Here is a 22,842-nt window from a genome sequence, read left to right as displayed (position 1 = left end):
TGCCTGTATGGATATATTTTTTTGAAAAGTATTGTTAGTATTAATGTAGTGTATCGGCCGTTTTGTTTTAAGAGATATTCGTTTTTGTAATACTAGAAAAGGGAGCAATAAATAAAATTCATAAAAATAAATGGGATAAAGATGAGAAGACATAGTTATTTTGTAAATATTTCTTATTAAATATGGAACACAAAACTGTTAACAATTAAAGATAATGAAAATGAGAATAACGGTAAATAGGTAAAATAAGCCGAAAAATAAATAAAAAAAACGCCCATTCTCATTGACAAATAAACATTACCGTCGTATAATAAAAACATCAAAATTATTAAATTTGTTTATATGAAAAGGAGAGGTGCTATTATGTTTCAGAATAGTGATTTTTGGATTGGTTTAGGTGTTGGCGTAATTGCAGGTATTTTTGGTTATAAATTGATGAGCGAAAGAGAACAACAATTGATGGCATTACAACAACCTGCAGGTGGAGCAGTTGCAGCAAATGTACCATTAGCTGAATTGCAACGGCAGAAAGAAGAATTAGAAGATATGATCGCCGCACAGGAAGCAGCTCAGCAACAATAAGATAGTCAAAAAAGACTGTTGCCTTGGAGGTAGCAGTCTTTTTTCGGCATGGTATCATATAGTGCATAAAAAGGAGGGAGCAAGTTGGGCTTTTTTGGTCTGGCGAATGTAAAATGGGAGTTTATATTGCGTGCCGTACAGATTTCTTCTTATATTCCGGGACGCATTCGATTGCGGAGTAGTAAATTAATTGGTAATACGGAGTTAGGGAATAAGTTGACGACAATGGCTAGTGAATACCCAGAAATTCGCAAAGTGGAAATTAATACAACGACCGGCTCAGCTTTGATCTTATATAATGCTCAAGCGGTTCGTGTCAATAGTCAATTTGCTAAGGTAGAACAATATATTAAGATGCATGCAGAAAGGAGAGGGTAGCTATGTCTTTAATTTCAGGGCTTATGTTAGGGGCTTCCATAGGGAAGGCAATTCATGGTATGTTTTTAAAAAATGGGTCTGCAGGACTACATGTGTCCCCTTTATTAGGTAGAAAGGTAAAGCAAGGAACGGAAGCACCAAAACAGGGGCAAGCAGATACTGGTCATATGTTGGCGTTTTCTTGTGTAGCGGCTACGCCAGGAAGACGGCGGTATCGAGTTGCTTCGTTAGTGCAAAATCAGGAATTAGCCACGTTGTTGGAAGAACAGTTGTCTCAATTATCGCGAGTGGATAAAGTGCAAGTTAGTGCGTTGACTGGTAGTATTTTAATTTGTGCACATGAGGAAATCGTTTTAGATGAAATTGAACAATTTTTGCGTTTTCAATTATTCCCCCAAGTAAAACAAGAAGAAAATGATGTATCGTCGTCACATGGCGGACCGACGGTATATATGGAAAAGATTTATGAAACGTTAGATGTATTGAGTCATTTTATTTTACAAAAAACGGGACGGTTATTTGATTTGCGTTCTATTATCTCGTTGGTGCTCATTGTTAGGGGGATTCGTAAGATTTTGACATTTGATCAAAGACCGACAGGACCGCAGATGTTGTGGTGGGCTGCCGCCTTGTTGAGAGGACGGCGATAGGCATGTATGTTCGTACAGTAGTGACGTTACAAAAAATATTGCCCCCTCGTGTACGACCATTATTGGGAGCAAAATTGCGTCATGTTTCGGGAATTGTATCGGTTACAATTGAAGATAATAGGCTTAGTCTGTTTCATCGAGGGGAAATAGATTGGTTATATGTTCGCTCCCTTATTTCGCTTTTTGAAAAAGCGTATGGTAAACAAAAGGAAGAAAAAAAAGAATGGGACGTAGCAGCTTATCGACGGGAAGCAATTTTATCGGTCGGCGGCTTTATTGTGATGAATATATTGCGTAAGACGAATCCAGAATTTTACGATAGTATGTTAATGGTTCGTCGCTTGTTTACGTTGTTTATTGCTCGTCGTATCATGAAAACTGGGGTTATGGGCATCATTAAAGATCATCAAGCAAATGCGGATACGTTGACTGCAACGGCTGTTGTGGCATCTGTCTTGGCTGGTAAGCCTGAATCTAGTCTGACTCTTCTTGCCTTGTCTAATGGTGCGGAAATGTTGACAGAATATGCCGCAGAAAAAGCTCGGCGTCAGATTTCGGGCTTGTTAAAATTGGATCAGCGTGATGTATGGCTTATTGAAGATGGGCGTGAACGGAAAGTTCCTGTTGAATCATTGCAGGTGGGCGATCACATTGCGGTGCATTTAGGTGAAAAAATTTGTGTTGATGGGGTCGTCTTGGCTGGTAATGCTGCTGTTAATCAGGCATCTATTACAGGGGAATCGAATCCGGCTATTAAACAGGGGGGATCGGTTGTCTATGCAGGTAGTATCATTGAGGCAGGGGATCTGGTTATTACTGTAGAAAAGGTAGGAGCCGATACGTCATTAGCTCAAATCATTCATTTGGTAGAAGAAGCACAAACTCGTCGGGCACCCGTACAAAATTTTGCTGATAAAATGGCAAATATGCTAGTGCCGATTTCTTTTATTGGTGCGGCTATTGTGTATGGTGCTACGAAAGATTGGCAGCGTGTGTTAAATTTGCTCTTTATTGATTTTTCGTGTGGTTTAAAATTATCTACAGCAACGGCGATTTCGGCGGCTATCGGCTTATCGGCCCGACAAGGGATTCTTGTCAAAGGTGGTAACTATATTGAAAATTTAGCGAACATTGATACGGTTGTTTTGGATAAAACGGGGACGATCACGATGGGCGTACCACAAATTTCACACATTGAAACGATTGATGGTGTTACGGAAAAAGAAATGGTATTGCTTGCGGCATCGGCAGAAATGCATTCGGTTCATCCGTTAGCGGTGGCGGTGCAGAAATATGTCAAAGAACAAGGTTGGGAAACACCTCATCATGATCTTTCGGAAACGGTTGTGGCACGGGGAATGCGTGCCATCGTGCCACCATTTGAAGATTTTATTGGTGGGACTGTATTAGTTGGTAGCCGGCGTTTCATGTCGGAAGAACAAGTGTTAGGCGTTCCTTTAGTTAGTGATACAACGTGGGGCAATAATATACTGTATATTGCTCGCGATGGCCAATATATAGGTAGTTTGACTATACAAGATCCAGTACGACCAGAAATGAAAAAAACATTGAATCAAATGCGTCGTATTGGTATTGATGAAGTGGTAATGCTGACGGGTGATTCCAAGGAAGTAGCAGCAGAAGTAGCAAGAAATATGGATATTGATTCCTATCATGCGGAAATTTTACCGGAAGATAAGGCAAATTATGTCTTAAAATTGCAAAAACGCGGAAACGTTATGATGGTCGGCGATGGCATTAATGATGCACCAGCTTTGGCTTGGGCCGATATCGGCGTTAGCCTGGGAGGTAATAAGACCGATATAGCTGCTGAATCGGCAGCCATCACTATTCGTTCGGAAGATCCTAGTCGCTTGTATGAAGCTCTGCGGATTGGTAAACGGACGATGAAGGTAATCAATCAGAATTTTACTGCTACCATTGTAGTTAATTCGGCAGCGATGTTGCTGGGAGCATTAGGCCGTATTAGTCCATTGTGGGCAGCGGTTATTCATAATACGGCAACGTTAGCGGTAGTGCTTAATAGTGCAAGTATTTTAAGGTCGACACGGAAACGTATACGCCGGTAAGGACAATAAAATCGTACCACCCGTAGGGTAATCCCTTGGTGGTACGATTTTTTTGTTATCCGTATTAGTGGTGATGGATAAGAGGATCGTAAAGATTTTTGAAAAAATGATTTATATTTAGAAAATAACAACAGAAAAGTAATTGATGAAATATATTTTTGGGAGTGATATACAATATAATAATAAAACATTGTTTATGAAAATCTGTGAAGGAGAAGTTAAAATGGTGTCGTGCATGTACAGAGAATTGATCGAATGCAGCGTGTCAAAAGGAATGTTAAAAGGGCAGTTAAAGGAAAAATCCGGGTATTTTTCGAGGCGGAAGTAATATGTTGACATTTTATTCATAATAGGAGGCAAGTTTTAAGCCAAGGTGTATCTCAGATGTATCCGTCCCTGACAAATAATTGTCTGGACGGATTTTTTTGGAAAGCGTATGTTATCGTTTAAGAAAATAGACACATATAAAGATGGGTATACGGTTGTGTTAGTGAGTACATGTATGCTTGTAGATGGATGTATACTAATTGAAATGTTGTGTCGATTACGTCAAGATAGTGCTAGTGGTTATATTTTAGAAAGTAGGGCGATCACAATTGTTGAGATCGATATACCTTTTTAGGTTTTACGTTGTTACTAGAAATTTCTGGGAACAATGGTACGATTACCGATAAATAGGGGAAGGAAATCACTGTACATGACAAACGCTAGGTTGTATTATAGCAGGTGTTGCAGCAGTATAAGAACTTAATTATACTGTTATTAACGTATTTTGAAGGTAGATTAGTAAGGTGTTTTTTTGCTATGCTGAAATGGTATTGATGCATTGTCCGCGATGGGGCTGCATCTCTTTCCATTTATGGTACGTGACTTTTAAGCAGTTATTAGTTGAGAAGCACGGTAATAGGCATTTAAATAAGAAGGTAAGTTGTTTGTAGCTGTATTAGTTTGTATGGGGGAGAGTAATGCGATGGGCATGTTTTATCACGTTATTCTTGAATGGTAAGTGTAGTTAATAGGCTGTGCAGTGACGGGTAAAGGCATGGATACAAAAATGCAAGCGGTGACAACACACGTAGAGAAGCATATGACTTCAACACAATAGGGTATGTGTCAATGTGTTTTTATAACTGCAAAAGAGGGAAGGAAATACCGACGGTCTGTGATAGGCATATTGGTTTAGTACATCATTTTGTATTGTTTCAAGGAAAAAACAATGGAGGAGGATATTTTTTTCGGTTACGATGTATTATCGTTAGAATGGGAATATGGTATAATGAAGAAAAATATAAGAATAAAAGAAAGAAGGGATGATATGAAAATAGAAGAAGGTTCAGTCATTATGGTGCATGAAAATGGATTGGCTGAAGTTAAAGTAGGGCGTCATTCCGATTGTATAGCGTGTGGAGCCTGTCCAGGATCGGATAACATCGTGGTTATGGTTGTTGATCCTATTGGTGTAAAAGTGGGACAACAAGTGAAATTTGAAATGCGTGAAATGAATGTTATCATGGGGGCATTTGTTTGCTTTATTTTGCCTTTACTGTTAATTGGGTTAGGGGCAATTGGCGGCTATTATTATGGACTTTCAACGGGTGTTGAAGAAGTACATTTTGCGGTTTTTGGTGGCATAGTTGGGCTTGTTATTGGTGTTGTGCTTATGAAATGGTTTGATCGAACCTTTCGGACGGACGATACAATAAAACCCAAAATTATTGAGATTTGTGAGTAAAAAAAAACAGGTTCTAAAAAGAACCTGTTTTTTTATTAAAATATCAAGAAAAAGAAATAAAATATTTTATAATATAATAGAAGTGTGGTATGATTATAAAAAGTGTAATGGAGGCGATAAATATGGCATCACCAGATATGATGGCGTTAGGATCACAAGCATCGGTTATTCGCGATTTATTTGCTTATGGGCAGGAACAAGCTGCCAAGATAGGAAAGGAACATGTATTTGATTTTAGTATTGGAAACCCGACTGTACCTGCTCCAGCGTGTGTGGCAAAAGCTATTCATCAAGTATTTATGACATATTCGTCAACGGATATCCATGGTTACACGGCAGCGGCTGGTGATAAGAAGGTGCGCGATGGGTTGGCTGCGTACATGAATGAGCAATATGGCGCTAATGTAACGGGTGATTGTTTTTATCTTACCTGTGGGGCAGCAGCGTCTTTGACGATTACCTTGAAGGCGATTGTGGAAAAATCATCAGATGAAATTATTGTCATTGCTCCATTTTTCCCTGAATATACCGTGTTCATCAAAAATGCAGGTGCAAAGGTGTGTGTTGTGCCACCCGACACGGAACATTTCCAAATTCCGCTGGCTGAGTTTGCCAACGCAATTAATGAGCACACACGGGCGGTTATCTTAAATTCGCCGAACAATCCTTCAGGCGTCGTATATACCCCAGAAACATATCAGCAAGTAGCGACTATTTTAGCGGAAAAATCAAAGGAATATGGACATCCGATTTATATTATTGCGGATGAACCATATCGTGAAATTATTTATGACGGTAAGCCGATTGTGTATGTCCCTTCGCATTATCAGGATACGATTATCTGTTATTCTTATAGTAAATCATTGTCCTTACCGGGAGAACGTATTGGGTATATTTTAGTACCACCACAAGTAACCTCAGCAGCAGATGTATATACGGCGATTTGTGGTGCTGGTCGTTCTATGGGTTTTGTATGTGCCCCCCATCTTTTTCAACATGTTATCTTACAATGCTTGGGCGAGGTGTCAGATATCAGCATTTATGATAGAAACCGTAAATTATTGTATACTGAGTTGACGAAGATGGGCTATGAATGTGTGTATCCTGATGGTGCATTTTATCTCTTTGTTAAATCACCAGAAACGGATGCCAAGGCCTTTTCGGATAAGGCAAAAGCCTTAAATTTGCTTATTGTGCCAGCTGATTCATTTGGCTGTCCTGGCTATGTGCGAATTTCGTATTGTGTAGAGGAAGATATGATTCATCGTGCTTTACCCGTATTTGAACAAGTAATGCAACAATATAAGTAAGAAAAAAGCAAGCTGTAACCTGAAATGTAGGGACCGGCTTGCTTTTTTAGTAAAAAAATAAAAAATAAGAAAAAAGTACTTGCCAAAGAATGAAAGTCATAGTATAATTCTTATTGTTCGATAGCGAACAATACATATTCCTCAATAGCTCAGTTGGTAGAGCAATCGGCTGTTAACCGATTTGTCGTAGGTTCGAGTCCTACTTGAGGAGCCATGGCCCCTTGGTCAAGTGGTCTAAGACACCGCCCTTTCACGGCGGGAACATGGGTTCAAATCCCGTAGGGGTCACCACATATGGGCGATTAGCTCAGCTGGGAGAGCGCCTGCCTTACAAGCAGGATGTCGGCAGTTCGATCCTGTCATCGCCCACCATATGAATAGGAGAACTTTCAATTTGTACATGTGTACAAAATTGAAAGTTCTTTTTCATAATAATAAAATAAGGTTGCCTTTGTTTCTATGTGAACGGAGCGAGCAAGTGGTGATATTTATGTTGAGGATAATGGAGGTAGTGAGTTGCAATCGTTAGAATCTATATTAGTATTTGATATCACGATGGTTATACAAGTTATTTTAATTGACTTAGCCTTAGGTGCCGATAACTCAGTTGTTATCGGCTTAGCTGCTAAAAATTTAAGACCGGAGTTGCAGCGGAAAGCTATATGGTATGGTACGGCTGGTGCTATTTTATTGCGTTTTTTAATGGCTTTTGCCGTTTCATGGGTATTGCAAATTCCCTATGCCAAGACGATTGGAGGCTTGATATTGGTGTATATTGGTATTTCCCTAATTGGTGCTAAAGAAGCAGAGGGAGATATGAAGGTAGACGCCAAAAATACCTTGCTGGGTGCAATCAAAACTATTATGATGGCTGATATGTTAATGAGTATGGATAATGTTCTAGGTATCGTTGGCGTTACGAATAATCACTGGGGATTGTTGATTTTGGGCATGTTGATTTCCGTGCCGATCATCGTCTTTGGTAGTACTGTTGTAGTGAAGGTGATGCATAAGTTGCCAGTCTTGATTTATATAGGGGGTGCTATTTTAGCTTGGGCTGCGGCGTCTATGGTGATTACGGATCAGTATTTAGCTACTCATATAGGCGATATTCGTGCATATAGTGGAATCGTAAAAGCCGTTTTTTTAGTACTTACTGTTGGTGGCGGTTTTCTATGGAAATACAGCCGTAGTAAGGGGACGGAATGAAAAAACAACTTGACTTTTTTATGATGTGTGGTATCATATACAAGTCAGGATAACGGGGCGTGGCGCAGTTTGGTAGCGCGCTTGGTTCGGGACTAAGAGGTCGCAGGTTCAAATCCTGTCGCCCCGACCATATAGCGAAAGCGGTTCCGAAAGCGGTTCCAATATACTTGGAGAGGTGTCCGAGTGGTTTAAGGAGCATGATTGGAAATCATGTGTAGGGCTATCGCTCTACCGAGGGTTCGAATCCCTCCCTCTCCGCCAGCATACAAAGAATCTACTATGGTAGGTTCTTTTTTTGTGTATTTGCGTAGAAATGGAAAAAGACAGTTGCTATATAAGCATAGGTGGCGTATAATCGATTTTATTGATGCATAATAAATAGGTATAAGGGATAAAAGTTATATTATAATATTGTAATTCTTTTTAATAACAGTTACAATATAATAAATGATGTTCATTAAGATGCAAGTTGTTTACTATTTATTACAATATGCATCGTAATAGCAAAGGAGGTTTTTTATGAATATTGCCGAAAAGCTGAGAACGAATGGATATAAGGTTACACCACAGCGATTGGCTGTATATGATGCGATCAATAATAACATGTCTCATCCTAATGCGGAGTCTATTTATAAAAAGTTACAACCTAATTATCCCTCTATGAGTTTAGCGACCGTATATAAAACGATGGAAATTTTTGCTAAGATTGGTGTAGTTAGGGTATTGCAATGTGGAGAGGATTCACATCGATATGACTATAAAATAGATTCGCATGCACATATTCGTTGTGTGAAGTGTAATCGTATTTATGATGTCAATATTGATCAGGCACCATTAATCGAATTAGCGGCTAGTCAAACGGGCTTTACCATAGATGATGTAAGCCTATCATTTATTGGGACATGTAAAGATTGTCAAGAAAAAGAATAATATAGTAATATAAAGGGTACAGGACGAATGGTCTGTACTCTTTTTTTGTGCAGTCGTATTAGTAAGGAGTAGATGATGAGAATATTGCATACGGCCGATTGGCATTTAGGTAAGATGTTTTATGGTGAATATTTGACGGATGATCAAGAATATGTGTTACGACAACAGTTTTTACCACTGTTAAAAGAAGCGGCGGTGGACGTGGTTGTAATTGCAGGTGATATTTATGACCGGAGCTTACCACCGACAGGGGCAGTGGAATTATTTGATGAAATGATTACCAAAATTGCCAACGAAGCACATATACCTTGTATGATTATTAGTGGTAATCATGACAGCGCTACTCGTCTTTCCTTTGGTAATAATCTATTGTCAGCACAGGGGATTTATATAGCTGGTGATTGGAATAAATTGGTTAATCCCGTGATTATGGAAGACAAGTTTGGGAAGGTGTCTTTTTATTTGATTCCTTTTGCTGATCCAGCGGAAATACGACAACAATTTGGCAATCGGGATGTGCATGATCATGAAAGTGCGTTGCGACAGGTGTTAGCGTATTATCCTCGCGGAACAGCACGTTCCGTTTGTGTCGCACATGCTTTTGTTACGGGTGGAATTACCAGTGATTCAGAACGCCCGTTAGCGATTGGGGGAACAGAAGTGGTCGATGTGTCTTGTTTCGATGGTTTTTCCTATACTGCACTGGGACATTTACATGGACCACAACAGGCTGGGGGCAGAAAAAACGTTCGCTATGCGGGGAGTTTATTGAAATATTCCTTTGGAGAAGCACGGCAGAAAAAATCATTCCTTCTTGTTGATATGGATGGCAATGGGCAGGTTGCCTTTGAGTCCATTCCCATTATGTCGCGGCGCGATGTACGTATTATCGAAGGTGATTTTGCTACGTTGATGGCTGCGGCGGATACGCAGACGGATGATTTTATCTTGGCACGAGTGTTGGATAGTGAACCTATTTTAGATGGCATGACGAAGATTCGACAAAAGTATCCTAATGCGTTGGCCTTAGAAACCCCAAATCGTCGTATGATGGGAATGCAGGAAGGACCACGGGCGGTGGGGAAAACGACAGAGTTTGAGTTATTTCAGAGTTTTGTACAGTCTATGCGAGGCGAGGGGCTATCGGTGCAAGAACAAGCATGTGCAACGGATATTTGGCAACGGTTACTAGCAGAGGATGGTGATGGAATGTTATGAGGCCTTTATATTTGGAAATGCAGGCTTTTGGACCATATGCGGGTAAGCAGTGTATTGATTTTAGAGATTTGAAAGAACGGCGGTTATTTTTAATTTATGGACCTACTGGTGCAGGTAAGACGACGATCTTAGATGCTATGTGTTATGCCTTGTATGGTGATACGAGTGGTAATCGCCGTTCGGGGGCACATATGCGGAGTGAATATGCCTCGCCACAGGTGCCGACTAAGGTGAGCTTTGCTTTTACAGTGGGATCTCATTATTATCGGATTGAACGTAGTCCCGAGCAAGAAATTGCAAAATTACGAGGTTCGGGGTTAAAAAAGGCGGCCGCAATGGTGGCTTTGTATGAAACAGATGCGAATGGTGAAGATACGCAAGTGATCGCAACGAAGAACGTAAATGCACAGGTAGAATCTATCTTAGGTTTTAAGTCGGAACAATTTCGGCAAGTTGTTCTTTTACCGCAAGGAGATTTTCGCAAACTCCTGTTAGCCGGTTCAGCTGAACGACAACAAATTATGCAGATTTTGTTTCATACAGAGCGTTATGCACGGTTTCAACTTTTTATGAAAGAAAAGCATGATGCCATACAGCAAGAATATCAGCAACTGGTGCAACAGGAAAAACAGGGATTAGAAAGTGCAGACTTATCAACGGTAGAGTTGTTACAAGCACGGATAACTGAAAATACTCATCAGATACAAGCGATACAACAGCAGATTGAGGTAGCTCAACGGTTACAGGAACAGCGAACGCAAGAATTACAAGTGGCAACGGAGTTGGAGAGCCATTTTAAGGCACTTGCGGAAGCAAAGTTAGCGTATGAACAGTTACAAAAGCAAGAAAAGGAGATGGCACAGCGTAAAGTATATATAGAACAGCTTGAGCAGGCACATATTTTAGTGGATGCTTTTCAACAAGTAGATGCTATTATAACGAAAGGAAAAGAAGCAAGTATTCGTAAGCAGCAAGTAGAACAGCAGCGGAATGACGCACGTGAAAAGGCAAAGCAAGCGGCACAAACCTATGCAAAGTTGCAGGCACAACAAGGAGAAATTGAGGTGTTGACGGGTACAATTCAACAGTGGAAAGGATGGCAATCGCGGATTAACGAATACCACAAACAGAAAAAACGGTGGGATTTAATACAAAAGAAAGAAAAGGATGTAAAAGAAAAAGTGGCTGCACAGGAAAAGCTGCGGGTTGAAGTTGAGGCAAAAATACAACACGTACGTCAAGCGGAAGTACAGTTAGCACAGATACAAACGACGATAGGGGATAAGCAACTAGCGTTGAAACAAGCCCACGATGAACAAAATAGGGCAAATAGTAGACAAGAGTATAAGCAGAAAATAGAGACCGAAGAAAAAAATATGCAGTTTGGGTTAGACCAATTGAAGTGCATGCAAGACGAGGCCTCTCGTCTTACACGGGAGTATGAACAAGTGTATTGTTTGTTTATTCAAGGGCAGGCAGCGGTACTGGCAACAACTTTACAGGATGATATGCCATGCCCTGTGTGCGGTTCGCAAGAACATCCGGCACCAGCGATACCGTTGGCAGCCATACCAACGCAAGACGAGGTAGAGGAAAAGAAGAAAAAGGTAGAAGAAGTAAAGGAAAAGTGTCAGAAAAAAGAAGTAATTATTCAGGAAAGTATGACGAAGATAGAAACCTGGAAACGGGAATACGGGAAACTTATAACTGGGGATGAGGCAGATAAAACTGTGGCACAGTGTCAAAATGAGATAGATACATTAGAAGAGATGCTTAAGACTTTATCGACACAGGTACAGATGATAACGACAAGTCTTCAGTGTATGCCGGATATGGAGAAACAGTTACAAACGATAGAGGTAGATATAAAGGAACAGCAAGATACATATATGACATATCATGAAGAAGCCATTCGGTTAGCCACGGACATAGCAATGGTAGAACAGGAAATTCCCGTGGAATATAGAATGCCTAACGCGGTAGATAGGGCGATACAAAAGGAAGAAAAAACGGTAGCTAAGTTTAAAGAAAACGTACAGCAGGCCGAAAAAGAACGGCTTCAGCAAGGGCGATTAGAAGTGCAGTTGCAAACCGTATTTGATCAAGAATGCAAGAAGCATAAACAGTTACAAGCGGATTATAAAGAAGCATGGAAGCTGTTAGTTACACGTGTACAAGAGGCTGGTTTTGATAGTCCGGACCGGTGTCGTATGTTGCAAGAACGTTGGAAAGAACGGGACAAAGAAAAACAAATACTTCAGGATTACGAAGAAAAACAGTCGCGGCATATTGGCGTGATCAAAAAAGAAGAAGCATGCATACAAGGACAGGTTCGCCCCGCCGTAGAAGAAAAAAACAAGCCATGCAAGCAGTGAATGAACAGGTGCGACAGGCGAGTGAAAAAAAAGCAACCTTGAATGAACAGGTGCAACAAGATACTAAATTATATGAACGGATGCAAGCAGGGAAACAGCGACAAAACGTGTTGATGGAAGAATATAAGGTAGTTGGTTCGGTGTATGAATTGGTCAGTGGTAAGCAAACGGGAATTAATTTTGAACGCTATGTCTTAGGTGCGTTATTAGATGAAGTATTGGCAGCAGCGAATTTGCGATTACATACGATGAGTAGGCAACGATATGAATTGCAGCGTTCTCATAGTTGGGATGATAAACGGGTGAAACAAATTGGCTTAGATATTGAAGTATTTGATAACTATACAGGTTATGCTCGTCCAGCCAATACGCTTTCTGGTGGTGAAACTTTTTTAGCTTCTCTGGCACTTGCCCTGGGATTAGCAGATGTAGTACAGACCTATTCGGGCGGTATTCATTTGGATACTATTTTTATTGATGAAGGCTTTGGTACTCTTGATGATGAAACTCTTGATTTTGCACTGAAAACGTTGTTGCAATTACAAGGTAATGGTAGGTTGGTAGGGATCATTTCGCATGTAGCTGAACTAAAAGAACGCATTACGACTCGTTTGGCTATTCAAAAAACAAAACAGGGAAGTACGGCGGCTTTTGAATTGTTGAATTAACGATTATATTGGCAGCGGTTAAAGAAACGAGTATAATCGAGTATAATAGGGGGCTTGCAGAAAGGAAGCGTATAAGATGCAATTTACATTTCGACATACTAATTTTAATGTATTAGATTTATCGCGAAGTCTTGCTTTTTATGAAAAAGCGTTAGGATTAAAAGAAATTCGGCGGATTGAACGACCAGATTTTACGATTGTATATATAGGCGATGGCGTTTCTTCGTTTTGTTTGGAACTCACGTGGCTTAAGGCTCGTACTACCCCGTATAATTTAGGGGAGAATGAATTTCATACGGCGTTTGCCGTCTCGGATATGGATAATGCATTGGCTTTACACCGAAGTATGGATTGTGTGGTTTATGAAAACCCTGATATGGGTATTTATTTTATTATCGATCCCGATGGCTATTGGTTAGAAATTATTCCAGAGGTACTATAAATGGAAGAAAAATATACACAGCGAACGGCATGGCTTTTAGGCAAGGATAATGTGCAGAAATTGGGCGAAAAGAAGATCTTGCTGTTTGGCGTAGGTGGGGTAGGGTCGTTTGTAGCCGAAGCGTTGATTCGTGCTGGTATTGGACACCTTGTACTTGTCGATGCAGATGTTTTTGAACCGTCAAATATTAATCGTCAATTAGGTGCTACTGTTATTACGATAGGGCAGCCAAAAGTAAACGCTATGAAGGAACGATTGCTAATGATTAATCCTACTGCGGATATACAAACTCATCAGTTTTTTTATTTACCGGAAACGCATCGTGACTTCATTTCGCAGATACAACCAGATTATGTGGTTGATGCGATTGATACGGTGGCGGCCAAGATTTCTATTATTGAAGAATCATATACCTTACATATTCCTGTCATCTCTTCTATGGGAGCTGGCAATAAATTACATCCTGAACAGTTTGAAATAGAGAAGATTGAAAAGACGTCTGTTGATCCGTTGGCAAAAAAAATACGCAAAGAATTAAAACAACGAGGCATACAAGGTATTTTGGTCGTGTATTCCAAAGAAAAGCCGATAATACCGCAAAAAGAGGAAACGGAAAATGCATCGCCAGGAAGTATTTCTTTTGTTCCCGGGGCGGTTGGACTTATTATCGCTGGTGCGGTGATTCGTGAATTGGTACAGATTGATTAAAAAACGACATGTAAAATGAGAAAGTAGTCTCTGTGTAGGATGTGTGTTTTTTTGATAAAAACTAAAAACAACATGATAGAGTATATTTGTATTGACACTCTCTACTATATATAGTATTATTAAAGCACGTTAAAAAACCATCGAAATGGTGTTTATTCACAATATAAATTAGATAAATATAATCCGTATTACTTATATATGGGGGGTACATAGAAGTGGAAGTAATCAAACGTAATGGAAAACGCGTTCCTTTTGATCGTAATAAAATTGTTATTGCTATTGAAAAGGCAATGAATAGTAGTAGTGGTGTTTATGAACCAGGACAAGCGGAACGCATTGCCCAAGAGATTGAAGCGTATGCCGTAGCGATTCGCAAAGATATGACTATATATGGTATTGAAGATAAGGTTTATGAATACTTATTAAAGTACAATAATCCGGCTACGGCACGGGCTTATGAAAATTATAAGGCCATTCAAGCGTTTAAACGCCAGACCAATACGACTGACTCAGATGTGTTTGGTTTGTTGGATAATACAAACGTGGATGTGTTGAATGAAAATTCTAATAAAAATGGTCATGTTGTATCGACACAACGCGATTTAATTGCGGGGGAAGTATCTAAAGATATTGCTCGGCGTAAATTGATTCCTGCGGATATTGTGCAGGCACATGATTCGGGGGCAATTCATTTTCATGATATGGATTATATCATTCAACCCATGTTTAATTGTTGCTTGATTAACTTAGAAGATATGTTGGCAAATGGTACGGTTATTAATGGAAAAAGAATTGATACGCCGAAATCGTTCCAAGTAGCTTGCACGGTGACGACTCAAATTATTGCCCAAGTAGCGAGTGGTCAATATGGAGGTCAGTCGATTAATGGTATTGATCGTATTTTAGCTCCCTATGTACGGAAATCTTTTGAAAAATACATGGCGGCTGTCGTGGAAGAACAGCAAGAAGTATATGGTATTGAACCGGATATGAAAAAAGCGGAAGAAATTGCATGGAAGCGTACACGTAAAGAAATTAAAGATGGAATCCAAACCGTACAATATCAAATTAACACCTTGATGACAACGAATGGGCAAGCACCGTTTGTAACTCTATTTATGTACTTTAAACCTGATTATGAATACGCTAAAGAAGCGGCATTGATTACGGAAGAATTGTTGCGGCAACGGATTCAAGGCATAAAAAATGAAGCAGACGTATATGTAACTCCTGCTTTTCCAAAATTGATTTATGTCTTAGATGAACATAACGTGACGGCCGATAGTCCTTATTTTTATTTGACGAAATTAGCGGCAGAATGTACGGCAAAACGAATGTATCCTGATTATATTTCTGCAAAAAAGATGAAAGAAAATTATGAAGGAAATGTATTTAGTCCAATGGGGTGTCGTTCCTTTTTATCACCGTGGAAGGATGAAACTGGCAAGTATAAATTCGATGGCCGCTTTAATATGGGCGTTGTTTCGATTAATTTACCCCAAATTGGCATTTTAGCCGATGGCGATGAAGAAAAGTTTTTTCAAATTTTGGATAAGCGCTTAGAACTTTGCAAAAAGGCATTGCTCTTGCGGGTAGAATTATTGAAACAAATCACGTCGGATGTATCGCCGATTCATTGGCAATACGGTGCTATTGCACGGTTAAAACCAGGCGAAACGGTAGAACGTTTTATTTATGGTGGTTATGCAACGCTTTCATTAGGGTATATCGGCATGTATGAAGCGACGATGTTGACAAAACATTGTTCCCATACAGCTCCGGAAGGTAAGCGGTTTGCACTGAAAGTTATGGATGTTTTTGATGAACATATTCAAGCGTGGAAAAAAGAAACGGGTATTGGTTTTGCTTTATATGGTACGCCGGCAGAAAACTTGACCCATCGTTTTTGCAAGATTGATCAGACTCGTTTTGGCGATATCGAAAATGTGACCGATAAAGGCTATTACACGAATAGCTATCATGTCGATGTGCGAGAAAAAATCAACGTTTTTGATAAATTTGCTTTTGAATCAGAATTTCAGAAAAAATCTACGGGTGGTTGTATTTCCTATGCAGAAATACCGAATATGACTCATAATATAGATGCCGTATTGGCGATGATTCAGTATATCTACGACAATATTTCCTATGCTGAATTTAATACGAAGTTGGATTATTGCCATAATTGCGGTTTTGATGGCGAAATTGTGTTGAATGAACAAAATGATTGGGAATGCCCACGGTGTCATAATACAGAACGCACAAAGTTGACGGTTATTCGCCGTACGTGTGGGTATTTAGGTGAAAATTTTTGGAATGAAGGACGGACGAAAGAAATTAAAAATCGGGTTCTTCACATTTAGGTGATGATAGTATGCGGTATGGACAAATACGGCAGTTTGATATAGCCAATGGTCCAGGGATTCGCGTATCCGTGTTTGTCACGGGATGTACGCATGGATGTGTAAATTGTTTTAATGTAGAATATCAACGATTTGATGCAGGTAACGTATGGACGAAAAAAGAAACACAGCAAGTATTGACGTATTTACAAAATCCCGCTGTGAAGGGACTCACCCTCTTAGGTGGAGAACCGATGCAAAATACGGAAGGATTGATTCCCTTAGTCCAAGCGGTGAAAAAGTTTTTTCCGCACAAAGATATTTGGGTGTATTCGGGGTTTGTGTATGAACAAATTATTAAGGATAAAGAGAAAAAAAAACTTTTGTCCATTTGTGATATTCTTGTCGATGGACCATTTATAGATGCGTTGAAAGATCCGGCGTTGTATTTTAGGGGATCTTCAAATCAGCGTATTATTCAGATTACACCAAGTTTAGAGCAGGGAAAAATAACATTGTTATGGCCAGATGGGCGATAACAGCAAATGATAAAGGTGGTAGCTATAAAAGGTATGGCTACCACCTTTTTTTGATAATCATATACGAATTATAGAACGCTGTTTTGAAAGAAATTTTTGAATAGTTTCATTGTATTTTTGGTGGAAATATAGTTAATAAAGGAAAAAGACACAAATATGCAGAAATAAATGTCTGAATGGATTGTTTTGTGTCTAAATGGAGTTGATAAATTATACTATATACCATATACTTAAAAAAATAATGAAATAAATATTCAAAATACTAGTCATCAATTTTACGAAAAGAGGGAATGAAATGCGTTTTCAGAGCAATTTGAAAAAACAACGAATGGGATTATTGTTATCCTGCGCTGTTTCGCTGTGGCTGACAGCACCACTTATAGGTCAACAAGGGGTAGAAGCAAAAACGGTTTCGACACATGATGTTGTAGTTAAAGCTACGGCAGCGGAAGAAGAAGCGAAATTTAATTCGCAACAGGTATCTATTATTACGCGAAAAGATATCGAACAGAAACAAGCAAAGACCGTTGAAGATATTATTTTTACACAAACGGGCGTATCCCGTACGGTTGATTCTATGGGACGTGTAGGCGTATCCATACGAGGCGCGGAACCGCGGCATACGTTGATTCTTATAGACGGACAGTCCGTTATGGGAGATTTGTCAAAATACTCCGGACAAATGGATGAAGTCATGCGGATCGGGACAGAAAATGTCGATCATATTGAAGTGATTCAAGGGGCGGCCAGTGCAAAATACGGATCCGATGCCATCGGCGGCGTTATTAATATCGTTACGAAAAAGGCCACTAAAAAACCGCAAATTCTCTTTAATGCAGAAGGTATGCGTGTTGCTGGTATGAGTGGAATAGCTCCTTATGCCAATTACTTCTTGCGGGCTGATTCAGGCAAGATAGGTAAAGCACGAGTCGGCGTATACATGAGTAAACGGGATGTGATGCCCGTATTGGCAACACGGGAGTGGAAGAAAACCAATTCTATTTTGGTAGGACAAGATAAAAATCAATTTAAACCGAATGCGTTGCGCTTTTATGGTACGGTAAATTCCGTCGGGATAACTGGTGCGTATGATGTGTCCGATAATCACAAACTGAATTGGCGAGGCGAACATTATACGGAAGATTTAGAACGCACGATGAAGCATACGGATAATGAATTGGAGCCACAGCAAATTTTTCGTCGTAATTCTACACGGGACAGCTATAATGTTGCATGGAACGGTAGAAAAGGAAATACTGATTGGAATATAGAAGCAAATTATTCTAAATTACAAGAAGATGACATTTCTTTGATTAATTATTTTGGCAAGTCACAATATGACGGAAAAAATGAATTGCGTTATGTAGATGATGTTCGTCATCGCCAAACGGATTTAAAGGCAACAGCAAATACACAGGTCAATGATAAGCACTTGCTTTCTTATGGTGTAGGTTATGTGCATGAATTTGGCGAAGGTAGTCGGTTAAAATCATCGCCTAATACAAGATATAAATATGTGGATCCCTTTGATTACGATAAAGAATTGTTAGTAGAAAAATTAGATAGCTTTATGAAAGATGATAATCGTCAAGGGGAATATATTTGGTCTCATTTGCATGACCATAAATTTCAAGAAGACGGTAAAACTTGGGATAAAGATTTTGAATACTATGGATATGATGAAAAAAATAAGCAGACGTATAAACCACAATTGACGATTGATGATTATTATAATTATAAGCTTTGGAAGAGCGGGGATATTGACAGCGAAGATTATGGCTCCATGTCTGATGAAAAAAAAGTTGCGTGGCGTGAGTTAAAAGATCGTTTAGAAAAAGAAAATCATGGAGTTGCACGAGGCAATATTGTCGGGGATTATTTTAAGTACGGCATTGAATATGAAGAATATAAGGCGAAAAACTTAGCTACTCAGCCAGAAAAGTGGAAAGATTTGGAAAAGAAAATTCCTCGTTTAAATGGGAAACGCTTTTTGGAAAATTATTGGGAACGGAATAATCGTATTACCACTGGTTGGGGAACCATAAAAAAATATAATGCTTTTTTACAAGATACGATTAAAATTAATGAAAATACGATTTTTATGCCGATTATTCGTGTAGATAACAGCTCGTTGTTCGGTACGCATGTATCCGGAAACATCGGGTTGACACACAGTATTAATGCCAATCCGCATCGTCGTTTTAAGGTGAACATCGGAACGGGATATACCGAACCGGGGATGGGAGAATTATGGTATAACTGGGAAATGTATGGAAGTAATCCCGTAAGTATGAATCGGGCTAAAATGGGATGGTATTGGCGTGGCAATCCGGATTTAAAACCGGAAACATCTATCAATTTTGACATGAGTATTGAAGGTGAAAGCAATCGCACATCGGCACGTTTAGGCGTATTCCACAATCGGATAAAAAATTATATGACGGTATATTATACGGGTGAATGGCAAGATTTTGCTCCCGATTTACGACCGGAAAATAAATGGACCCAAGCACCTGATTTGATTTATAGCTTTAAAAATATAGGTCAAGTCGAAATTACAGGTATAGAAGCGGAAATCAAGCATCATTTCAATCAACACTGGTCATTAAAAACGGGATGGACCTATTTACATGGAGTCAATAAAAGCGATCCATTGATGCCGAAACAATTGCTTGATAAGCCTGTTCATAAGGTGGATATTTCCTTAAACTATGACAATCAACAATCCGGTTGGAGTGGACAATTATGGGGCGATTATTATATTAATATGCTCGATAGCCATACGCTTAAAGGCAAGGGAAATTATTGGCCGGATATATTGTCGGAAGTACCGCAAGCAGGAACGAAGAAAACGGTAACGATGTACGAGCGAAAAACGTTTGGCACATGGAATGTGATGGTACAAAAAAGAATTTCCCCGGATATGAAAGTATATTTTGGTATTAATAACTTATTTGATCATCGTGATGACGATCGGGCAACGCAAGAACGCATGTATCGTTGGGGGATTAATGTGAAATGGGGTGCATCAAAAGGCATTTCGCCGAAAGCTGTTCGTAAAACTTTAAAACAGACCGTATTGACTGACTTTATTACCCCTGGATTTGTTGAAGATGAAAAAACGGGATTACAGATAGTAGGATCATATCAAACTATTTTCGCTTCTGTTGGAGGGAGAAAACGAGCTATTCCGCCTTTCCGCAGTAATACGATGGTAGAAAAAAATGCATGGCGTAATCTTCAAAATGCACCGGAACATGGGTTTGAACAACGATTGACCGTAGGCGTTAAAGGAAAGTTGTCATCCCATACGTCGATTGATATCCAAGGGAGTCTTTCGGCTTCTGCACAGGTATCGACTAAGTATGATATAGCACCATCTCGCGGCTTGACTAAGATGCGTTTAGAAAAGGCCGATGTAACACAACATGCCGGTAAGTGGGATGTTTCGTTAGGTCGTTTGCAAGAAGTGATGGGGGTAACGGGATATTGGTTCGGTCGTGAATTTGATGGTATCCGTGCCGTATATACGAAACCGCAGACTCAGGTTCGCGTTGGTTTTGGTGCCTTTGATAAGAGTACGGGTATTCATGATTCAGCGTATACGCATTCGGTGTATACGGAATTCTATCGTCCCCCCACAGCAGCAGAGTTGTTAGGTTTGGGGTATGGTGATGCCAGTGATACCGATTTAGCTAAACAGACTGAAAAATACGATAAGATTTATAAAGAAAAATATCAACAAGATGTAAAAGCAGGCAAACAGGTAGATATGTTCTTCTATCAACAATTACGGGATATTTCAGATGAATGGGATGCCTATTTAAAAACAAATCCGCCGAAAGGTCCGGAACGTGATAAAAAAGAGGCTGTTTTTGTAGAACGCCAGTTAAAATTGGTGAAACGGTTCCAAGAAATTTTAACCCATGCTTATCCGGATGCTTTTTATCAGTATGATAAGAAGACGAATACGAAGACATCCAGATTTGTTCCTTTTGAAAGAGACTTGGGTGATGGTACGGATCAGTCCAAGAAGATTTGGATGTATCGGTTGAAAAATAAAAAAGGTGAACATATCTATCGTGCAGCGACGGATACTGGTGTAGAACCGGGTATGTTCGACTCTGCTATTATTAAAGAGGCTCGGGCAAAAGCAAAGGAAGCATTGCAATCATATGCCGGCTTGAATTTAAATGATCCGAAGGGGTTGACGATGGTGCATAATCCGGACGGTACGGTTGGTATTGAAGCCTTTAACAAGATGTCTCCTAAGACCCAAGAAGCCTATAAATGGCTAGCTCGTGCGAATGCGTTAGCTGAGTTGGATAATTACAGTCAAGGCAATTTAAATGATACTACTGGCATGTTTAAACGCAATGAAAAAGGGGAATGGTATCAGGATAGAGATGATACTAAGGAATATAGATATGCTGGTAATGGTAAGTCCATAGAAGATGCTGAAGATGATGAATGGGTATTAGATGGCGTAGAATCTCATTTAATCGGTCGCCTGGACCAAGATGAGGCGGCGACGACAGAAGCACGGAAGAAATATCCATCGCGAACGATGTATAAGTTTGATAATTATGGAGATAAATTGGGTGAGATTTTATATAAGGGGAATTATACCTTGGCTAAAAATAATAGACAAGGCAAAGATAGTATTTATGACTTACATATGCCCCAGTTTGTGGCAAACTTCTTAGAACAATTGGATAAGACTGTTTTACGAGCTTCCGATAGTGGCTCTCAAGGGCCTCGAGCAGCTTTGGAAAAACAATTGGGCAGACCGATCAAAACAAAAGGATTGGTTACTCGTAAGGATGTCATTCCGTCTCTTTCACGGGCAGCTTTCTTGCAAGTAAAACGACAAATGAATACACGCCTTGGGGTACAAGCGTGGTATTTCCGTGGACAAAATAATACTGCTGAGAAGATGGAATATGCTAAGCAACAAGCTGGTGTGGCAGAGCAAAATGGAGTTGCTTCATTCACGCAATTAGCTCAAGTTGTGGGTATTGGTGTAAAAGCACAAATCGGATCGGATTTGTCCTTATCTTTTGATTATGGTCGTAACTACACTGACTTCGGGCGTTTTATGAACGGTTCGAGTATTTTTGAGCATACGAAAGGTACGGCCGATTTTAGAGTACTTGGCAGAAATATTGGTTCTACGCCGTCCTTCTGGGCAGTGAAATTAGCGATGGGGCGTAGTAATATTAATGTGGAAGGTAGCTGGAATGCGTTTGTCGATTATAAGGCATTTCAACATGGTGCCTTCTTCGGCGGTACCGGTGCAGAAGGTGTGCCGGATCGGTATTTGGATGGCATTCGTAGCTTTACGGTCGGTGCAGGATATGTCCCAAGAAAGAATGTCTTTTTACAAGGATATTACACTTTTGATGCAAAGGGCATGAAAGCACGGGATACCATTTATGGACCAGAAAACTTCCGGCTTGGTGATTATGCACGGGTACAAGTTACATATTTGTTTTAAGTAAACGGTCATGGTAGACGAAAATAAGGTTTGACAAGATTTCATGGGTTTGCTATGATGGAGAAGACAATAAAAGTGGCGATGCAGGAGAGTAGTAGGTATCATGTATAGCGAAACGGGATGGTGTAAGCCGTTACGATGCTGAAGGCGCTCTGAAGGCCGAAGCCGGAAG

At 39.8% G+C, this 22,842-nt stretch carries 17 protein-coding genes and 5 tRNA genes; all 22 read left to right on the top strand.

What is annotated here, in order from left to right; genetic code table 11:
• Positions 1-363 precede the first annotated feature (363 nt).
• The 22 genes from HMPREF1040_RS02140 (at position 364) to HMPREF1040_RS02040 (ending at position 22,670) form a co-directional block, all read left to right on the top strand.
• Positions 364-582: a hypothetical protein gene (locus tag HMPREF1040_RS02140; protein WP_007392197.1), complete on the top strand. Its 219-nt coding sequence runs from the start codon at positions 364-366 to the stop codon at positions 580-582.
• Between the two features lie 84 nt (positions 583-666).
• The gene (locus HMPREF1040_RS02135) at positions 667-960 is read left to right on the top strand and encodes an HMA2 domain-containing protein (protein WP_007392161.1); all 294 of its coding nucleotides are present in this window, start codon (positions 667-669) and stop codon (positions 958-960) included.
• Positions 961-962: 2 nt separating this feature from the next.
• Positions 963-1,610, top strand: a complete 648-nt coding sequence (locus HMPREF1040_RS02130; protein WP_007392236.1) for an HMA2 domain-containing protein — start codon at positions 963-965, stop codon at positions 1,608-1,610.
• 2 nt (positions 1,611-1,612) lie between these two features.
• A complete protein-coding gene (locus HMPREF1040_RS02125; protein ID WP_007392167.1) occupies positions 1,613-3,700 on the top strand; it encodes a cation-translocating P-type ATPase in 2,088 nt (695 codons plus the stop codon).
• Positions 3,701-4,136: 436 nt separating this feature from the next.
• Positions 4,137-4,322: a hypothetical protein gene (locus HMPREF1040_RS02120; protein WP_007392243.1), complete on the top strand. Its 186-nt coding sequence runs from the start codon at positions 4,137-4,139 to the stop codon at positions 4,320-4,322.
• A 693-nt stretch (positions 4,323-5,015) separates the two neighbouring features.
• Complete coding sequence (locus HMPREF1040_RS02115) at positions 5,016-5,432, top strand: SoxR reducing system RseC family protein (RefSeq protein WP_036257358.1); 417 nt, start codon at positions 5,016-5,018, stop codon at positions 5,430-5,432.
• 122 nt (positions 5,433-5,554) lie between these two features.
• Positions 5,555-6,742 carry a pyridoxal phosphate-dependent aminotransferase gene (locus tag HMPREF1040_RS02110; RefSeq protein WP_007392213.1) on the top strand — a complete coding sequence of 396 codons (1,188 nt, stop codon included), beginning with the start codon at positions 5,555-5,557 and terminating at the stop codon, positions 6,740-6,742.
• A gap of 138 nt (positions 6,743-6,880) precedes the next feature.
• Positions 6,881-6,956, top strand: a tRNA-Asn gene (locus HMPREF1040_RS02105).
• 1 nt (position 6,957) lies between these two features.
• Positions 6,958-7,033: transfer RNA gene (locus HMPREF1040_RS02100), tRNA-Glu, on the top strand.
• Between the two features lie 5 nt (positions 7,034-7,038).
• Positions 7,039-7,114 (top strand) — tRNA-Val (locus HMPREF1040_RS02095).
• A 144-nt stretch (positions 7,115-7,258) separates the two neighbouring features.
• Positions 7,259-7,951: a TerC family protein gene (locus tag HMPREF1040_RS02090; RefSeq protein WP_007392235.1), complete on the top strand. Its 693-nt coding sequence runs from the start codon at positions 7,259-7,261 to the stop codon at positions 7,949-7,951.
• 53 nt (positions 7,952-8,004) lie between these two features.
• Positions 8,005-8,081: transfer RNA gene (locus HMPREF1040_RS02085), tRNA-Pro, on the top strand.
• 39 nt (positions 8,082-8,120) lie between these two features.
• Positions 8,121-8,212, top strand: a tRNA-Ser gene (locus HMPREF1040_RS02080).
• Between the two features lie 258 nt (positions 8,213-8,470).
• Positions 8,471-8,881 (top strand): Fur family transcriptional regulator, encoded by a 411-nt coding sequence (locus tag HMPREF1040_RS02075; protein ID WP_007392245.1) that lies wholly within the window; start codon positions 8,471-8,473, stop codon positions 8,879-8,881.
• A gap of 72 nt (positions 8,882-8,953) precedes the next feature.
• A complete protein-coding gene (locus tag HMPREF1040_RS02070; protein WP_255261326.1) occupies positions 8,954-10,099 on the top strand; it encodes an exonuclease SbcCD subunit D in 1,146 nt (381 codons plus the stop codon).
• Positions 10,096-12,474, top strand: a complete 2,379-nt coding sequence (locus HMPREF1040_RS02065; RefSeq protein WP_050791349.1) for an AAA family ATPase — start codon at positions 10,096-10,098, stop codon at positions 12,472-12,474. Before HMPREF1040_RS02070 ends, HMPREF1040_RS02065 begins: the two co-directional genes overlap by 4 nt.
• Positions 12,462-13,142 (top strand): SbcC/MukB-like Walker B domain-containing protein, encoded by a 681-nt coding sequence (locus HMPREF1040_RS07910; RefSeq protein ID WP_007392221.1) that lies wholly within the window; start codon positions 12,462-12,464, stop codon positions 13,140-13,142. Before HMPREF1040_RS02065 ends, HMPREF1040_RS07910 begins: the two co-directional genes overlap by 13 nt.
• Positions 13,143-13,218: 76 nt before the next feature.
• Positions 13,219-13,584, top strand: a complete 366-nt coding sequence (locus HMPREF1040_RS02060; protein WP_007392208.1) for a VOC family protein — start codon at positions 13,219-13,221, stop codon at positions 13,582-13,584.
• Positions 13,585-14,292 (top strand): ThiF family adenylyltransferase, encoded by a 708-nt coding sequence (locus HMPREF1040_RS02055; protein ID WP_007392186.1) that lies wholly within the window; start codon positions 13,585-13,587, stop codon positions 14,290-14,292. It abuts the gene before it with no gap.
• 215 nt (positions 14,293-14,507) lie between these two features.
• Positions 14,508-16,655 (top strand): anaerobic ribonucleoside-triphosphate reductase, encoded by a 2,148-nt coding sequence (gene nrdD / locus HMPREF1040_RS02050; RefSeq protein ID WP_007392147.1) that lies wholly within the window; start codon positions 14,508-14,510, stop codon positions 16,653-16,655.
• Between the two features lie 11 nt (positions 16,656-16,666).
• A complete protein-coding gene (gene nrdG, locus HMPREF1040_RS02045; protein WP_007392162.1) occupies positions 16,667-17,173 on the top strand; it encodes an anaerobic ribonucleoside-triphosphate reductase activating protein in 507 nt (168 codons plus the stop codon).
• Positions 17,174-17,468: 295 nt separating this feature from the next.
• Positions 17,469-22,670, top strand: coding sequence for a TonB-dependent siderophore receptor (locus tag HMPREF1040_RS02040; protein ID WP_007392139.1), 5,202 nt, complete (start codon positions 17,469-17,471; stop codon positions 22,668-22,670).
• The last annotated feature ends 172 nt before the right edge of the window (positions 22,671-22,842 follow it).

Origin of the sequence: Megasphaera sp. UPII 135-E (genome assembly GCF_000221545.1) — a bacterium.
Taxonomy (GTDB): domain Bacteria; phylum Bacillota; class Negativicutes; order Veillonellales; family Megasphaeraceae; genus Megasphaera; species Megasphaera hutchinsoni.
This window is presented reverse-complemented; position numbering and strand designations above follow the sequence as displayed.

Coding starts and splice junctions, on each gene's coding strand:
- HMPREF1040_RS02140 (WP_007392197.1), top strand. CDS start 364: ATGTTTCAGAATAGTGATTTTTGGATTGGTTTAGGTGTTGGCGTAATT.
- HMPREF1040_RS02130 (WP_007392236.1), top strand. CDS start 963: ATGTCTTTAATTTCAGGGCTTATGTTAGGGGCTTCCATAGGGAAGGCA.
- HMPREF1040_RS02125 (WP_007392167.1), top strand. CDS start 1,613: ATGTATGTTCGTACAGTAGTGACGTTACAAAAAATATTGCCCCCTCGT.
- HMPREF1040_RS02120 (WP_007392243.1), top strand. CDS start 4,137: ATGTTATCGTTTAAGAAAATAGACACATATAAAGATGGGTATACGGTT.
- HMPREF1040_RS02115 (WP_036257358.1), top strand. CDS start 5,016: ATGAAAATAGAAGAAGGTTCAGTCATTATGGTGCATGAAAATGGATTG.
- HMPREF1040_RS02110 (WP_007392213.1), top strand. CDS start 5,555: ATGGCATCACCAGATATGATGGCGTTAGGATCACAAGCATCGGTTATT.
- HMPREF1040_RS02075 (WP_007392245.1), top strand. CDS start 8,471: ATGAATATTGCCGAAAAGCTGAGAACGAATGGATATAAGGTTACACCA.
- HMPREF1040_RS02070 (WP_255261326.1), top strand. CDS start 8,954: ATGATGAGAATATTGCATACGGCCGATTGGCATTTAGGTAAGATGTTT.
- HMPREF1040_RS02065 (WP_050791349.1), top strand. CDS start 10,096: ATGAGGCCTTTATATTTGGAAATGCAGGCTTTTGGACCATATGCGGGT.
- HMPREF1040_RS07910 (WP_007392221.1), top strand. CDS start 12,462: ATGCAAGCAGTGAATGAACAGGTGCGACAGGCGAGTGAAAAAAAAGCA.
- HMPREF1040_RS02060 (WP_007392208.1), top strand. CDS start 13,219: ATGCAATTTACATTTCGACATACTAATTTTAATGTATTAGATTTATCG.
- HMPREF1040_RS02055 (WP_007392186.1), top strand. CDS start 13,585: ATGGAAGAAAAATATACACAGCGAACGGCATGGCTTTTAGGCAAGGAT.
- nrdG (WP_007392162.1), top strand. CDS start 16,667: ATGCGGTATGGACAAATACGGCAGTTTGATATAGCCAATGGTCCAGGG.
- HMPREF1040_RS02040 (WP_007392139.1), top strand. CDS start 17,469: ATGCGTTTTCAGAGCAATTTGAAAAAACAACGAATGGGATTATTGTTA.